The 14842-nt window shown below is 63.7% G+C and carries 18 protein-coding genes; 6 read left to right on the top strand and 12 right to left on the bottom strand.

From position 1 onward, the window contains the following. Positions 1-11 precede the first annotated feature (11 nt). The 9 genes from OOZ51_RS22555 to OOZ51_RS17740 are packed head-to-tail and all read right to left on the bottom strand — an operon-like array spanning position 12 to position 8026. Complete coding sequence (locus OOZ51_RS22555) at positions 12-131, bottom strand: DUF6893 family small protein (RefSeq protein ID WP_416346406.1); 120 nt, start codon at positions 129-131, stop codon at positions 12-14. Further along, a complete protein-coding gene (locus tag OOZ51_RS17775; protein ID WP_265981138.1) occupies positions 131-1627 on the bottom strand; it encodes a hypothetical protein in 1497 nt (498 codons plus the stop codon). Before OOZ51_RS17775 ends, OOZ51_RS22555 begins: the two co-directional genes overlap by 1 nt. A gap of 2 nt (positions 1628-1629) precedes the next feature. Further along, on the bottom strand, positions 1630-2283 hold the full coding sequence (locus OOZ51_RS17770) for a DUF6084 family protein (protein WP_265981099.1): 654 nt from the start codon (positions 2281-2283) through the stop codon (positions 1630-1632). Then, a complete protein-coding gene (locus OOZ51_RS17765; protein WP_265981098.1) occupies positions 2280-2978 on the bottom strand; it encodes a DUF5947 family protein in 699 nt (232 codons plus the stop codon). Before OOZ51_RS17765 ends, OOZ51_RS17770 begins: the two co-directional genes overlap by 4 nt. 1 nt (position 2979) lies before the next feature. After that, positions 2980-3924, bottom strand: a complete 945-nt coding sequence (locus tag OOZ51_RS17760; protein WP_265981097.1) for a NifU family protein — start codon at positions 3922-3924, stop codon at positions 2980-2982. Between the two features lie 7 nt (positions 3925-3931). Further along, positions 3932-5725 carry a nickel-dependent hydrogenase large subunit gene (locus OOZ51_RS17755; RefSeq protein ID WP_265981096.1) on the bottom strand — a complete coding sequence of 598 codons (1794 nt, stop codon included), beginning with the start codon at positions 5723-5725 and terminating at the stop codon, positions 3932-3934. 30 nt (positions 5726-5755) lie between these two features. Further along, a complete protein-coding gene (locus OOZ51_RS17750) occupies positions 5756-6814 on the bottom strand; it encodes an NADH-quinone oxidoreductase subunit B family protein (protein WP_265981095.1) in 1059 nt (352 codons plus the stop codon). Between the two features lie 30 nt (positions 6815-6844). Further along, positions 6845-7693 (bottom strand): hydrogenase nickel incorporation protein HypB, encoded by an 849-nt coding sequence (hypB, locus tag OOZ51_RS17745; protein WP_489667154.1) that lies wholly within the window; start codon positions 7691-7693, stop codon positions 6845-6847. 3 nt (positions 7694-7696) lie between these two features. Further along, on the bottom strand, positions 7697-8026 hold the full coding sequence (locus tag OOZ51_RS17740) for a hydrogenase maturation nickel metallochaperone HypA/HybF (protein WP_265981093.1): 330 nt from the start codon (positions 8024-8026) through the stop codon (positions 7697-7699). A gap of 138 nt (positions 8027-8164) precedes the next feature. Between OOZ51_RS17740 and nicT the strand changes: the two genes are divergently transcribed. Together nicT and OOZ51_RS17730 are read left to right on the top strand one after the other, a co-directional pair. After that, complete coding sequence (nicT, locus tag OOZ51_RS17735; protein ID WP_265981092.1) at positions 8165-9280, top strand: Nickel transporter NicT; 1116 nt, start codon at positions 8165-8167, stop codon at positions 9278-9280. A gap of 126 nt (positions 9281-9406) precedes the next feature. Beyond that, positions 9407-9712 (top strand): hypothetical protein, encoded by a 306-nt coding sequence (locus OOZ51_RS17730; RefSeq protein WP_265981091.1) that lies wholly within the window; start codon positions 9407-9409, stop codon positions 9710-9712. An 18-nt stretch (positions 9713-9730) separates the two neighbouring features. On the opposite strand, the gene OOZ51_RS17725 is transcribed toward OOZ51_RS17730, so the two are convergent. Further along, positions 9731-10354: a DedA family protein gene (locus OOZ51_RS17725; protein ID WP_265981090.1), complete on the bottom strand. Its 624-nt coding sequence runs from the start codon at positions 10352-10354 to the stop codon at positions 9731-9733. 57 nt (positions 10355-10411) lie between these two features. Here OOZ51_RS17725 and OOZ51_RS17720 point away from each other — a divergent pair, with 57 nt between their 5' ends. Both OOZ51_RS17720 and OOZ51_RS17715 read left to right on the top strand, forming a co-directional pair. After that, the gene (locus tag OOZ51_RS17720) at positions 10412-10930 is read left to right on the top strand and encodes an O-acetyl-ADP-ribose deacetylase (protein WP_265981089.1); all 519 of its coding nucleotides are present in this window, start codon (positions 10412-10414) and stop codon (positions 10928-10930) included. 116 nt (positions 10931-11046) lie between these two features. Continuing rightward, entirely contained in the window at positions 11047-11478 is a 432-nt protein-coding gene (locus OOZ51_RS17715) for an ester cyclase (RefSeq protein WP_265981088.1), read from the top strand. A gap of 49 nt (positions 11479-11527) precedes the next feature. Here OOZ51_RS17715 and OOZ51_RS17710 read toward each other — a convergent pair whose 3' ends face one another. Then, positions 11528-11968 carry an SRPBCC family protein gene (locus OOZ51_RS17710; protein ID WP_265981087.1) on the bottom strand — a complete coding sequence of 147 codons (441 nt, stop codon included), beginning with the start codon at positions 11966-11968 and terminating at the stop codon, positions 11528-11530. Positions 11969-12330: 362 nt separating this feature from the next. Next, positions 12331-13278, bottom strand: coding sequence for an RluA family pseudouridine synthase (locus OOZ51_RS17705; RefSeq protein ID WP_265981137.1), 948 nt, complete (start codon positions 13276-13278; stop codon positions 12331-12333). 104 nt (positions 13279-13382) lie between these two features. On the opposite strand from OOZ51_RS17705, the gene OOZ51_RS17700 reads away from it, so the two are divergent. Continuing rightward, positions 13383-14024 carry an ArsR/SmtB family transcription factor gene (locus tag OOZ51_RS17700; protein ID WP_265981086.1) on the top strand — a complete coding sequence of 214 codons (642 nt, stop codon included), beginning with the start codon at positions 13383-13385 and terminating at the stop codon, positions 14022-14024. Further along, positions 14017-14709 (top strand): SRPBCC family protein, encoded by a 693-nt coding sequence (locus OOZ51_RS17695; RefSeq protein WP_265981085.1) that lies wholly within the window; start codon positions 14017-14019, stop codon positions 14707-14709. Before OOZ51_RS17700 ends, OOZ51_RS17695 begins: the two co-directional genes overlap by 8 nt. The last annotated feature ends 133 nt before the right edge of the window (positions 14710-14842 follow it).

Here is a 14842-nt window from a genome sequence, read left to right as displayed (position 1 = left end):
AGGCACGGAGTTCACATCCGGCGCACCTTCATGTAACGCTGGATGTCCGGGATCGAACGAAGTCCCACATAGACCGCCCCAAGACCCACAGCGGCCAGCAGCCAGACGGCGGCAATTCCTATAACCCTCATCACGGGCCTTCCTTTCCCTCCTGCGTTTCGGGGTCGCCGCCGGGCGGCAGCGGACCAAGCGGTTCCAGCGCCTCCAGCGGTTCAAGCTCATCGGGCGCGTAGTAGAAGGACCTGCCGTAGCCTTCATGGAGATCCGCTGCAGGGTCCTGCTCAAGCACCAAACCAACGTGGGTGCTGCCGTCGACGTCGAAATGCACGCTGGTGACCCTGCCGGTTTGGCCGGCGAAGAACAGGTCTTGCGCGTCGGCCCGCCTTCGGGGAGTGACCCTCACCCGGCTGCCGCGCGCCACCGGAACACCATTGATCACGACGGCGTCCGCTTCCGGCTGGACTCTTGCCTCCGCCTCGGGCTCCCACCACGGGAGGTCCTCGGCGGGATCCGGGGTAAGGGCGCCCTCCGGAGTCTGGACCGCCGGCCAATCAAAGAGAGGCTCGTCAAAGGACGGTTCCGCGAGCGACGGTTCGGCCAGGGAATGGGGATTGCGCAGGATTCCATGGAGCTGCTGCAACTCTTCCGGGGACATCGCTTCGCAACGGTCGATGATCGCCGCCGCGCGCGGGTCCGTGGCGCGGGCTTCGGCCTTCTCCTCTTCGGTGAGCGTCAACACGCGCAGTGTGAGGATTTCGTCGATCTCCGTGGAGTCGTACAAGGCCACCGAACTTTCCGGGGCCACTGCGGGGTGGTCGTACAGGATGATCGGTGAGACCAGCAGTACATCACGTTGGCCTTCCGGACCCGCAAGCACGGGCCAGCAACGGTGCTGGGCACACGATTGCGCAGCCTGAAGGGCCCCTTCCGGTGGCTCAAGCAGCGAAACGAAATCGGCATCATGAGCGCTCAACAGCAGGTGGGTTCCGATGAACGAGACGGCGATGGCATCTTGTTTGCCTATCGGCTCCGGCAGCGCAGCGGTGTTCGACGCGGCCACCCGCAAACGCACAAGCCCCCTTCCTGCGTCGGAGGCCTCCAGCCGCACTTCCCCCTGGAGCGCACGACGGCGGCGCACCAGGCGGCCGGGCAGCGGCACCACGCCGTCCAAGCCGGAAGCGTCCAGGTCCTCGACGTCGATGCCCGCTGCTATCTCGATGGGTAGAGCCAAGGGCCCATCCTCGCCGATCAGCCCAGCCACGGAAAACGGCCCAAGAGTGACTTCCTGCTCAATCGCCTCATCCCAACTCAGCCAACGCTTGGCCCCGATGGTGAGCTCGTCCACGGGACTGAACCCTCCGCCGTCGTCCGCTTTTTCCGCCGTGCGGGTCTGGAGCTGTAGGAAGCGGAGGTGGACCTCCAATTCGGCGTGCGGGCCCGGGCTGAGGAGGCAGTCGGCGAACATGTCCGGCTCTTCGCCCGCCCCGGCCAAAGCGGCCCCCGGCGGCCCCAGGATCCCGAACTGCCAGCGCGACTGGTTCTTCTGCGAGGATGCGCGGTAGGGGTACAAAAGGTAGCCCTCGTAGAGGACGGCGTCCGCGACGGCGCGCGCAAGGCTCAAGCTCATATTCATGGCAGGGGCTCTCCCGCCACCGCAGCGTTGCCGGAAAGCAACGCTTCCACCGTCGCGTCCCACGAGGTCAAGCCCCGCGCCGATTTGTACTGCGACAGGGCCGCCAGCACCTCCCGGTCCAGGCGGATCCACCCCGTGTTAGGGAAATACAGGTCCATCAACTGGTGCCACGCAGCGACCGGTAAACGATAAGACGCCTCAAGGTCCCACGGCACCTGCTCCACTCCGAATCCCGTCAGGCCTTTGGTGAACACGGTGCCCGAGAACAGAAACTCGAGCGGGATCTCGCCGTCGCGTAGTGCGTGGAGGTACTTTGAGGCCGCCACATCGAAGTCAAAGGTGCATGGCAGCGCGAGGTCGACGTCGGCGGCACCGGTGAATCCCTGCACAAGGGTGCTGCACTGAAGCCAGAGGAAAGACTTCAGGGTGGTGGGCCACCGGCCGCGCTCGCCGAACAGGTCAAGCAGGCCAGGTTCCTCTTCCGGCGCGTAGCCGCGGCGCTGGGGGAGGATGCGCACCTGGCAGCGCAGCGCGATGGCATGCACTACGGCCCCCGTGGACTCGGTCACCCGCAACCGGGCCGTCAATTGCGGGGCGGCGGCGTAGGGCTCGGGCTGAAGGTCAAGCACTGTGAAATTGAGACCCGTCATTGCGGGCCTCCCGGGACGGACATGCGGCTGCTTTCGTGCCCCCGGTTGCCCTCGCGAAGGGGCTTGCTTCGCCTGCCGATCCGCTCGAAGAATTCGGCGAGTTGCTCGCGGGCCTCCTGTCCGCCGTCGAACCCTCGCCAGACGCGCCGCAGGTGCCCGACCAGTTCGTAGCAGGCGTCCACGGGGACCAAATGGCAGTCGGCCTCCGGTCGATCGGGGCCGGGGCCGCGGATCAGGAGGGCCTCGGTGTCCGGAGCAGCCGCGGAAAGCGCGGGATTGCGGGCCAGCACCGCGTCCCAAGCGTCGAGGGGAAGCTCGGATTCCGTAGCGCCAGCGGGACCTGGATAGAAGGCGACCGTCCGGTCAAGCGTGGAACTCCGGAAGAAGAACGCCAATCCCACAGGAATCTCCAACTCATCCCATTGGCCCGGACCCAACTCGAAGTCCGGGAAGGAGAGGTACCTGTCCGGAACGGAGCGGTAACGCAAGTGGGCGGTGCTGTCGGTGAACAGGAGATAGCAGGGCCGGCAGGTGCACATCATGGCATGGCTCTCAATGTCCACCACATGTTGATGCTCTTCGGGGATGGGTTCGCCGCACATCTCGCAGCGCTCGCCGGCAATAGGAGCTGGCCTGACGGAGGCGATCCTCCGCAGCAGGGCGACCGGCAAGCCATTCGCGTTCGTGCCTGCCACGTCAGCCTCCCTGCCCGGAAGTCGCCGGGACGGCCACTGACATCACTCCGTCGCGGACCAACAGCGGCAGGGGATCCAGGTGCAGGGCCTTGTCTTCAAGGCAGGCGCCGGCCCGACGAACGTCGTAGTGGCCGCGGCAGGTGGGACAACGCAGCAGGCCTCCGCCGGTGGGTGCCGCGAGGGCCCGCTGGAGGGCCGCCCCTTTCATGGGGCCCATGCAGCGCGGGCAATAGTCCCGGTAGGCGTACACATCTTGGCCGGTCCGGCAGGCCAGCACCGCGTAATCGCCTATCAGGAAGCCCGCAACCTCGCCAGGTTCAAGGCCCGCGATCTCGGGCACCGGCTCCCACGATCCGGAAAGCCCGCGGGACCCGTGCCCGACGGCGGCAGGCCCGTGATCGGCGACCCGCACCATAAGCGCCTCCACCGGGATAAGCGCCGGCGTAGCGGCGTGCTTTTCCTCTTCGACGACTTCGATCGAAGTCACTTCAGGGGCTGCGGTTTCGATCGCCTCCTCGACGGCGTACTTGAGCGTGACCGACGACGACGGGCAGCCTTGGCAAGTGCCGAGCAGCTTCAGCCGCACGACGCCTGCGGCGCTGATGTCCAACAACTCCACGTCGCCGCCATGCGAACCGAGGTACGGCCTGACGCTGTCGAGCGCGGCGGCCACCCGTTGTTCCAGATTCTGCGGATGCAGCCCGTGAATGATCAGGAGGCCGGACACGAGCTCGTCCGCGGCCAGCACGCCCAGGGTGTCGTCGTCGAGCTTTCCCTGGTCATCGAGGATTTCCAGGATCCGCTCGAGTCCGGCGCCGTAGAGGTCAGTCACCTCCCGCACGAGGTCCTCGGCGCGTCCGCGGGCAACAGCTCCGCCGGCGCCGAGGGCATCGAGGAGGGTACTGATTCTGTCGCCCGCCTGCTGCGCCCGGTCCCCGCCGTGCATGGCGTTCTTACTCTCCGGTCAGGGTCTGGGTGGGGGAGTGCAGCTTGTCCAGGGTCTGGCCGTTGCCCAAATACATGTGGACGCCGCAAGGAAGGCAGGGATCGAAGCTGCGAACCGTGCGCATGATGTCGATGCCTTTGAAGTGCTCCCGATCGTTCTCCTCGAAGATCGGTTGCCCTTGCACGGCGTCCTCGTAAGGTCCGGCGGTTCCGGAGGAGTCCGTGGGGCTGGCGTTCCAGGGAGTCGGGGGATACGGGTGGTAGTTGGCGATCTTGCCGTCGCGGATCACCATGTGGTGGGACAGGACACCCCGCACCGCCTCGGTGAAGCCGCAGCTGATGGCTTCGTCCGGGACCGTAAAGGTTTCCCAGGTCTTGGTCCGGCCTGCGCGGATCTCCTCCAACGCCTTTTCTGCGAAGTGCAGGGCGGCCGCGGCGGCATAGGCCTGGAAATAGGTGCGGGCGCGGTTGCGCTCGATCGTGTTGCTCCACTGCGGGATGTTCCACTCGAAGGATACGGGGCCCTTCAAGGCCGTCTTCGGCAGGTTGATTTGCACGCTCTTTCCGGTGGATTTGATGTAGCCGATATCAACCAGTCCGGCCAGTGCGGTTGCCCAGAGGCGGGCGAGCGGTCCGCCGCCCGTGTCGAGCGCCAGGTTGTCCTGGCCGTCGAACCACCGCGGAGACATGACCCAGCTGTACTTCTCCGAGAGATCCCGCTTTTGCGGCCTTGGGTTGGTGTGCTGGTTCCACGGGTGCCGGCGGTCCACCGGGTTGCCCAAGGGATCATGCGTGACGAACATTTCCTGGTCTTCCCAGTCCTCGTAATACGAGGAACCGAGCATGATCCGGATGCCAAGGTTGATGCGCACCAGGTCTGTGGTGACCAACTTGCCATCAACGACGACTCCGGGGGTGACGAACATCTTCCGGCCCCACTGGGTCATGTCCTTGTACTCGAAATTGCAGTAGTCCGGGTCCTGGAGTGAGCCCCAGCAGCCAAGGAGGGTGCGGCGCAGGCCAACTTGTTCGTAACCGGGGAGTGCTTCGTAGAAGAAATCGAACAGATCGTCATGCATGGGGACGACCTTTTTCATGAACTCCACGTACCGCATGAGCCGCGTGATGTAGTCCGTCATCAGCTGGATGGTGGCAACCGTTCCCACGCCGCCCGGGTAGAGCGTTGAAGGGTGGACGTGGCGGCCTTCCATGAGGCAGAACATCTCGCGGGTGGCGCGGCTGACCTGCAGTGCCTCGCGGTAGAACTCTCCGGTGAACGGGTTGAGGGACCGCATGATGTCCGCGATGGTGCGGTAGCCGTGCTCAGCTTCGTGCGGCGCGCGGGTGTTCTCAGCCTTGACCAGGACGCCGGGGTTGGTTTCGGACACCATCTTTTCGCAGTAGTCCACGCCGACAAGGTTCTCTTGGAAGATGTTGTGGTCGAACATGTACTCGGCGGCCTCGCCGAGGTTCACTATCCACTCACCTAGGTTCGGTGGTTTCACGCCATAGGCCATGTTTTGTGCGTAACAGGAACAGGTTGCGTGGTTATCGCCGCAGATCCCGCAGATTCGGCTGGTGATGAAGTGGGCGTCCCGCGGGTCCTTACCCTTCATGAAGATGGAGTAGCCCCGGAAGATTGAGGAGGTGCTCTTGCATTCCACAACCTGGTTGTTCGCGAAATCGATTTTGGTGTAGATGCCGAGGCTGCCGACGATCCTGGTAATCGGGTCCCAGTTCATCTCCACCAGGTTGTTGTTGCCCGTTTCGCTCCCGGAATTCATTGGAATAGTGGAGGTCATTGTGCTTCGCCTGTCTGGAAGAGGAGGTGGTTACCAAGTGCGCTTCGCGCCAGTGAGGAGCTCGCGTCCGGGCCGGCGCCACTTCGGCTCCTGGTCCAGGGTGTGGGTGGTGATATGCCGAAGGGCGCGGATAGCGGATCCGTAGGGCTTGATCGAGTTGGTGGAGAGCTTGCCGCCGGGAGGCTCGTCCATGAACGGCATGAACTTGTCCGGGAAGCCCGGCATGGTGCAGCCGATGCAGATGCCACCGACGTTCGGGCAGCCGCCGATGCCGTTCATCCAGCCACGCTTGGGCACGTTGCACTTCACCACGGGACCCCAGCACCCCAGCTTGACGATGCACTTGGGGGAGCCGTACTCGGTGGCGAAGTCGCCCTGTTCGTAGTAGCCGGCCCGGTCGCAGCCTTCGTGGACTGTCCTGCCGAACAACCAGGTTGGCCGCAGTGCGTCATCCAGAGGAATCATGGGAGCTTGTCCAGTGGCCTGGTACAGCAAGTAGGTGATGGTCTCGGAAAGGTTGTCCGGTTGGATGGGGCAACCCGGGACGCAAACGATCGGGATTCCGGCCTTGGACTTCCAGTCGTAGCCCAGGTAGTCAGGGACCCCCATGGCGCCCGTTGGGTTTCCCGCCATGGCATGGATGCCGCCGTACGTTGCGCATGTTCCTGCGGCGATGATCGCGGTGGCCTTCGGCGCGAGGCGGTCCAACCACTCGCTTGTAGTGATCGGCTGGCCAGTATTGACGTCGTTTCCGAACCCGCACCAGTAGCCGCCGTCGTCGTGCAGTTTTTCATTGGGGATGGACCCCTCAACCACCAGGACAAACGGCTCCAGCTCACCGCGGTCAGCTTTCCGGAACCACTCCAGGAAGTCGTCGGCTCCCTCCTGGGGGCCACATTCGAAGTCGATCAAGGGCCAATGCATGGCAATGCGTGGCAGGCCGGGCAGGGCGCCGAGCGCGATCTCCTCGACGCTTGGTTGCGTGGCCGCCGTCAAGGCGACCGAATCGCCGTCGCAACTGAGTCCGGCGTTGATCCACAGCACGTGAATAAGGGCTTCTTCGGCCTTGAGGGAAGTTTCAGTAGGCATCGTTGCCTCTTTCAGCGGCCCGAATCGGGCTCAATGTGCGTCTGATAGAGATTCAGTCAAGGAATCTGACCGGGATGTTGAGCCGTCTAGCCAGTCATACCAAGCGGCGAGGCCGTCACCGGTGGTGGCGGAGAGGACCAGGAAATCGGCACGCGGGTTGATCTGCCGGATCTGCCGCAGGCAATCGTCGACGTCGAAGTCAACATAGGGGAGCAGGTCCGATTTGTTGACGATCACCAGATCCGCTGCCATGAACATGTGCGGGTATTTCTGCGGTTTATCATCGCCTTCCGTCACTGAAATGATGACGACCTTGGCCGTTTCGCCGAGGTCAAAGAGCGCAGGGCACACCAAGTTGCCTACGTTCTCAACGAAAACCGTGGAACCGGGCTGAGGATCCAGGGCGTCAAGGCCGCGCTGGAGCATATCGGCGTCGAGGTGGCAGCCGGCTCCTGTATTGATCTGGATGACCGGGCGGCCTACGGCCCGGATCCGGTCTGCGTCCAAGGACGTTTCCTGATCCCCCTCAATGACGCCGGCCTGGAGTTGCCCGCCGAGGTCCGTCAGCGTCCGGACCAGGAGGGTGGTCTTGCCGGCGCCCGGGGAACTCATGACATTCAGCGCCCGGATTCCGCGTCCCGCCAACCAGCCGCGGTTCCTCGCTGCGAGCAGATCGTTCTTGGCGAGCAGGTTTTGCTCAAGCGTGATGGTTACCGGCTGGTGCTCGTGGGTGTGGGGGTGCTCGTGGGTGTGGGGGTGTTCGTGGGGGTGCGGGTGCTCGTGCTCATGCGGGTGTTGGTGCTCCAAGATGGGTTGAGTCCCATCCAGGGTGGAGACCCTGGTGTTAGTCTCGTCGCCACATCCGCATGTAGTACACATACCTCAAGCCACCTCCACAGACATCACCATGAGTTCGCGGCCGCTGAGCACTTCGACGTCGGCGCTTCCGCAGGGACACAGCAGGATTAGGTCCTCTAGTTCAAATTCCGTGCCGCAGCTCCTGCATCGAGCCTGGCCTTTTGGTTCATCGATCTTCAGTTGTGCTCCGGCGAGCGAGGTGCCTGCGGAAACTATGTCGAAGCAAAAACGCATGGCGTCAGGTAGCACGCCGGAAAGCGGTCCAATTCGAAGATTCACGCCGGTGACCGGCCGTTCTCCGGTACATTCCAGAACGGCATAAACAAGGCTCTGCGTGATTGAGAGTTCGTGCATGCTGGCACTCCTTGTTGCCAAGATAGGCTTGCTCCGGACAAAGCGCAACCACTCAACTTGACTCCGGCGTATACTTCCGCTAGCTAGGGCAGGCCATTCAATCGCTCTGCATCGCATGTGGGACCCGAGGCTCGAACCATGAAGCAAACGGCAGCTACGCGACCAGCCAGGATGAGCGGCTTCCACCGCGGCCTCACGCGACCCGAGCGGGCGTCGATCGGTGGCATGGCCGTGTTTGTCGCGTTCCTGCATGCGGTGGGCTGGGGCATGCTCGTCGCGGTGACTGCATCAGGAAGCGTCCACGGTGTTCCTGCAGGGGCTTTCGGCGTAGGCCTCGGCGTGGCCGCATACACCCTCGGCCTGCGCCATGCCTTCGACGCGGACCACATTGCCGCGATCGACAACATCACCCGGAAACTCTGCAACGATGGCCGGCGGCGGATGTCCGTGGGATTCTGGTTTTCCTTGGGACACTCCAGCATTGTCTTCGGCATGTGTGCCTTGCTTGCCGCGGGCATCCGAAACCTTGCGGACAACACGAGCACGGCCGGCACGGAACTCCACTCTTTCTTCGGGTTGTTCGGCACAACTGTCTCGGGGATATTCCTTTACGCCATCGGCATCTTGAACCTCGGAGTGCTCCTGGGCATCGTCAAGACTGTCCGCCGCATGCGGCGAGGTGAGTACACCGCCGTCGAGCTTGACCAGGCGTTGTCAGCCAACGGCGGACTTTTGAACAGGGTGTACCGCAGGGTCACGCGCCTGATCAGCCGGCCTTGGCAGGTCTACGTCGTGGGATTGCTGTTCGGCCTCGGATTCGATACCGCTACGGAAGTGAGCCTGCTGATTCTTGCGGGTGGGGCGGCGGCCTCCACTCTTCCTTGGTACGCGATCCTGACGCTGCCGGTGCTGTTTGCCGCTGGAATGAGCTTGTTGGACTCCATTGACGGCGTCTTCATGAATTTCGCCTACGGATGGGCGTTGTCCAGGCCTGTCCGCAGGGCCTATTACAACATCGTGATCACAGGACTGTCCGTCGCCGTGGCGCTGGGCATCGGTTCCGTCGAGCTCGTTTCGATCCTCGTCAAGAGGACCGGGATCAGCACCGGCCCGCTGGCCGCGGTCGGCGGACTGGACCTCAACGCCGTCGGATACCTGATCGTGGGGCTGTTCATCGTGACGTGGATTCTCGCGTTGGGCATCTGGAGGTGGGCTCACATCGAAGAGCGTTGGTCTGGAAAGGCTCATATGTGAGCGAGGGTTGGTTCCTTGGGACCCTCGCTCACTTTTGTGGGTGTTTCCCGCGACGCTCGCTAACACCAAGTGAGCGAGCGTTTCCGGCGGGGGCGCCACACGTGAGTGAGCGTTTAGGGTTGAGGGATGCCTTCGTTCCAGACCAAGTTGAAGATCACCGGGCTCAAGCTAGGCAATCCGCCGGAGTCGGTGATGGCCGCTGCGCTCGAGGCCTTGGAAACGCGGCACCATGTCGAATCCAATCAGCTGGACATTGTTGGTGGCGTCGCCCAGATCAGCCTTCGCTTCCTCGTGGAGCCGCGCGACTATCCGGGTGAGAACGGCGAGGCCCGCACGTCGGCAGCCATGATGCGCGACGCCGTCGAACGCGTAGCGCTCACAGGGAACCTATCCGTGCTGCGCCGCAAGCGGGGGAAATGGTCGCCGATCTGAGTCCGACGGCGGCAGCGCCTAAAGGTGCGGCGGCTCGCCCGGCTCGTCCACCGGTGAGCGGTCGCCCCGTTTGCGCGTGACGATCACGCCAACGACGATGCCGATCAGCAGTCCCACGCCGACGCCGATCAGGGAGCTTGCCCAGAACGGAAGCTTCGTCGTCGAGCCCGCAAAGTAACCCAGTCCGGTCTGCCACGCCGCCCACAACAGCCCGCCCAAGCCGGCGCAGAGGCTGAACCCGCGCGAGGAAACCTCGGCGATTCCCGCGGCTGCCGACGCCGCGAGCCGCCCTCCCAGTATGAACCGGCCGCCGATGATCGCGCCGTAAGTGGAGGAGCGGCCGGCCTTGGCGATGGCCTGATGGATGCCGCGGTGGACCTTGCGGCCCCAAACCCAGCGGTCCAGGACATGTCCCAGCCGGCGCTTGAAGAGTTGGAAAACGAGGATGTCGCCCAGCCAGGACGCGCCGGCGGCCAACAAACCCAACAGCCACGGGTTCACCCGGCCCTCAGCGGCCAGCGCGCCACCGGTGATCACGAGCATTCCGGAGGGTATGGGTGGCAAGATCGCATTGCCCACCACCATGGGGATGATCCAGAAATAGATCGCAGCTCCCCAGCCTTCAGCGGTGGTCATGTCCATGGCCTCAAATTACCCCACTTTGGTGCATTCGCCTGAGTGCCGTGGAAGACTGGCGCCATGCGGCTCGAGATCCTGCAAGGTGACATCACCACGCGCGACGTCGACGCGATCGTCAACGCGGCCAACTCGTCTTTGATGGGCGGCGGCGGGGTCGACGGCGCCATCCACCGCGCCGCCGGCCGGGAGCTCCTCGCGGCATGCATGGAGGTGCGCGAGCGGTACCCGCATGGCCTGCCGGTGGGCCAGGCCGTGGCCACTCCCGGCTTCAAATTGCCTGCCCGATGGGTGATCCACACCGTTGGCCCCAACCGGCACGCCGGCCAGAACGATCCGGAACTTTTGGCGTCGTGTTTCCGCGAGAGCCTGGGAGTGGCGGTGTCCCTCGGAGCGCGTTCCGTTGCCTTCCCCGCGATCAGCGCGGGAGTCTACGGCTGGGACGCGGAGGAGGTCGCCACTGTGGCGCTCGACGCCGTCGGCCGGGTTGGTGCCGAAAGCTCCAGTGGGTTGGAACTCGTGGAATTTGTGCTGTTCAGCGCCGAGACTGCCGAAGTGTTTCGGAGCGTGTTTGGGCCCTGACTGCCGTCGGGGACCAATGGTTTCTGCAGCTCATTGTCGCTGTCACGCGCCCGTCCTAAGATCAAAAAACAGAGTCCCGGCTCTCCCTGCCGGGGCCGAGTTTAGGGAGGTGCGTGATGTTGATCGAAGAAGTTCGGCAGCTGGACGAACAGGGTTTAGCGGCCTGGGACCAGCACAAAGCCGACGACTTCGCTGGCATGTTCGCGGATGATTTCACGCTGTCCGACGTTTCGCTGCCCGAGGCCCTACATTCGACGGACCAAGTGCGGCAATACATGGAGACATGGTTCACCGCGTTTCCCGATATGCATGTCCGAAGCACCAATAGAGTGGTGAGCGAGGACGCTGTAGCCGGCGAAATAGAATTCACAGGCACAAACACCGGCCCCTTCGTGGTTGGAGGCATGGAAGTGCCTGCAACAGGAAAGAGCGTCAAGGGCACCGGGACCTACTTTGTTTCAGTCCGGGACGGCAAGATCACCTCGTTCAGTGCCCACCCCGATGTCGCCGGAATGATGGTTCAGCTCGGCATGATGCCGGGGGCATAGTCACGCGTTGCTTATTCACTTTGGGCCCCGCATGTGCGTTGGCGGGGCGTCAGGCGGGGCCCTCTTCAAGAACAGTCTTCAGCTGTCCAAGCTGTCCGACTTCCGATTCCATGGTCTTGGTGATCATGGATCCCATGAGTTTCATGAAGCCCTTGGGCTGAAGATCCAAGGCAAAGCGCACCGTGGTGCGGCCGTTGGTTTCGTCCAAGGTGAAGGATCCAGTCGGGCGGGCTGGTCCGGCAATCACTTGGAAATCGAGGCGCTTGCCGGGCTGGGCTGTGACGATTTCGTAATCGCCATCGATCGAACGGCCGCCGGGGCCTGCCAAGGTCTGGGAGTACACGGCACCCTTTGCGCCTGCTTCGCCGCTCGCCAGGGCAACAGTCTTGACGGCCGGACGCCAGAGCTTGTTGTTCAGCCCGTCCGCCAAGAAGGCGTAGACGTCGTTTGCGGGGCGGTTGATCGAGACTTCGTTTTCAGCGTGGGCCATGTGGTTCCTTTTCGCGAGATCGAACACCGCCAGCGGTTGCCGGGCCGGCAAGATTGAGCTTATACGCCGGGCTCGCTCTGGGTGCGGAACGCACCTTGGTTTCGGCGCCGCACCGGGTGTCCACGCCGACCCTCGATCACATATGTGGGTGTTTGGCCGGACGCTCCTGCAGATATTCCGCCCGTGCGGTCAACCCTCCTGCAGATAGGCCGCCCGTGCGGTCAACCCTTCTGCAGATATGACCCCAAGATGGACATGTCCCTTATTTTAGGTGAGCGAGCGTTGGCGGAAAGGGCGCCAGAGGTGAGCGAGCGTTGGGGATTGGGCCCTCATACCTGAGCGAGCGTTGGGGGAGGGTGGCGTCAGGCCGGGCGGTCTTCGCTTAACTCGAGGCGGCTTCGGTATTCCACGGCTTGCTTGCTGATGGGGTCCACGAAGCGGATGCCGCGGGCGAGCAACTGCAGGGGCTTGGAGTAGTCGTCCGGGGCCTTGTCCAGGAGCTCGGGGTAAAACGCGTCGTTCACGATTCCCAGTCCGAGCGAAGCCATGTGCACCCGAAGCTGGTGGGTCTTTCCGGTGTGGGGCTCAAGCCGGTAGAGCGCTCGGCGAGCCACGCCGGCGTCGTGAGTGCCGCCGTCGAACGTTCTCAGCAGCTCAATGCGGGTTTCCGCGTTAGGTTCGCCGTCGACGACTTCGGCGAGGAGGTAGCTGCGGGATTTGGTCATGCGGTTGCGCACGACGGCGGGGAACCCGACGGCGGGAAAGCCTGCGGCGGGTGCCGCCGCCGAGACGCACTCGTACTCCTTTTGCACCTGCCGTTTTTCGAAGAGCACCTGGTACTTGCCGCGGGTCTCCGGGTTGGTGGAGAGCAGCAGGACACCGGCGGTCATGCGGTCGAGTCGGTGCATCGGGATCAGGTCTGGCAGGTCCAGTTGGTTCCGGAGCCGGACCAGCGCTGATTCCTGGATGTAGGTCCCGCCCGGGGTGGTGGGCAGGAAGTGGGGCTTGTCCACCACCAGGAGATGCTCGTCTTGGTGCAGGATGTCGATCTCCACCGGCATGCGAGTCTCCGGCGGGAGGGTGCGGTAGTACCAAATGAAGGTGTGTTCTTCGAGGGGAGTCTGGCGGTCAAGGGGTGCGCCGCCCTCGCCGACGATTTCACCGGCGTCGAACCTGTCCTCGATGCCTTGGGGATCGATGTGGCCCCAGCGGTGCATCATGTAGTCCATCGCGGTGTCCCAAGGCCCCCCGTCCGGGAGGCGCAGACGGGTGGCGTTGACGCCGTCGCGCACTGGAAGGGGGGATTGCATCACCGATCCATTCTACCGGCGGCCGCTAAGTGCGGAACTCCCGTGAGCATCCGACGAAAAAAAAGTTCTTGACAATAAAAGTTGTCGGTAAGCACAATGGAAGCATGTTGGACATCGAAGTGATCGAGGACCCCGCCGCGGCGGAAGCTTCGCTGGACCCGATCCGCACCCGCATTCTGCAGGAGCTGGCCGAGCCCGGTTCCGCCACGCAGCTGGCGGTCAAGGTGGGCCTGCCCCGGCAGAAGGTCAACTACCATCTCAAGGCCCTTGAGCGGCATGGGCTCGTCGAGCTTGTGGAGGAACGGAAGAAGGGCAACGTCACCGAACGCGTTTTGCGCGCGACGGCGGCGTCGTACCTGATCTCGCCAGTGGCGCTCGCGTCTGTGGCGCCGGATCCCGGACGCTTCTCGGATCGCTTTTCCGCTTTCTGGCTCCTGGCCCTCGCGGCCCGGACGGTCCAGGAGATGGGCAAGCTGATAGCGGGCGCCGCCGCGGCCAAGAAGAAGCTTGCGAGCTTCGCGATCGACGGCGAAATCACCTTCCGCTCGGCCTCGGACCGCGCCGCTTTTGCCGAGGAGCTCGGCGTCGCGGTGACCCGCCTCGTGGACAAGTACCACGACGGCGGAGCCGCTGCTTCGGGGGGAACGGTGAGCGGCGCACGCAAGCACCGCCTCGTCGTCGTACTTCATCCCGCACTCAAAACAAACACACAGCACTCTCCAGAAAAGGAACAGGACAATGACTGACAACCGTGAATTCGAAATCGTGGCCGACACCGAACTGCCCGGCACTCCTGAACGGGTCTGGCAGGCTGTCGCCCAGGACACCTCGGCATGGATGTTCCCCACCGATGAATGGCCGGCCGTGAAAACCGTGGACGAATACCCCAGCCACCTTGTCACCCGGATGGACGGGCCGGACGGCTGGTTCAACCAACTGGAGCACGTACTCGAACCGCTCGACGGCGGCCGGGCCAAACTGCACTATGTCCACAGCGGGATCTTCGCGGACAATTGGGAAGAACAGTACGACGGCGCCAGCAAGCACACCGAGTTCTACTTGCACACCCTGGGCCAGTACCTGCAGTTCTTCGACGGCAAGCCCGTGGTCTTCACGGACATCCAGGGCCCGGCGGCCTCGCAGACCTCCGACGGCTTCGTGCAGCTGAAGAAGGCGCTCGGCGTCGACGGCGTTCCGCAGGGTTCCGCTGTTGAGGTGGACGTCGACGGCGTTGGGCGGCTGAGCGGGGAAGTTGACTTCTCCAACCAGCACTTCCTGGGCCTGCGGACGGCCGACGCGCTCTACCGCTTCTTCGGCCGCAACTCCTTCGGCGCCCCCGTGGGCATGACCGTGCACGATTTCAGCGGCAACGGCGACACCGAACTGACCGCCAAGGGCTGGGGTGGGTTCCTGGAGAAGGTGTACGCGTAAAGGCTTCGACGCTCAAAACGCCGGGCGACGCGCGGATGGTCTGGCGACGCGGGAACTCGGAATTTATCAAGCTGTCTGTGACAGTTCGTTGGTTTGGGTTGGTTGATTGATCCAGGCTTCCGGGGGTGGGCCG

The organism is Arthrobacter rhizophilus (assembly GCF_026241105.1).
In the GTDB taxonomy this organism is placed as follows: domain Bacteria; phylum Actinomycetota; class Actinomycetes; order Actinomycetales; family Micrococcaceae; genus Arthrobacter.
This window is presented reverse-complemented; position numbering and strand designations above follow the sequence as displayed.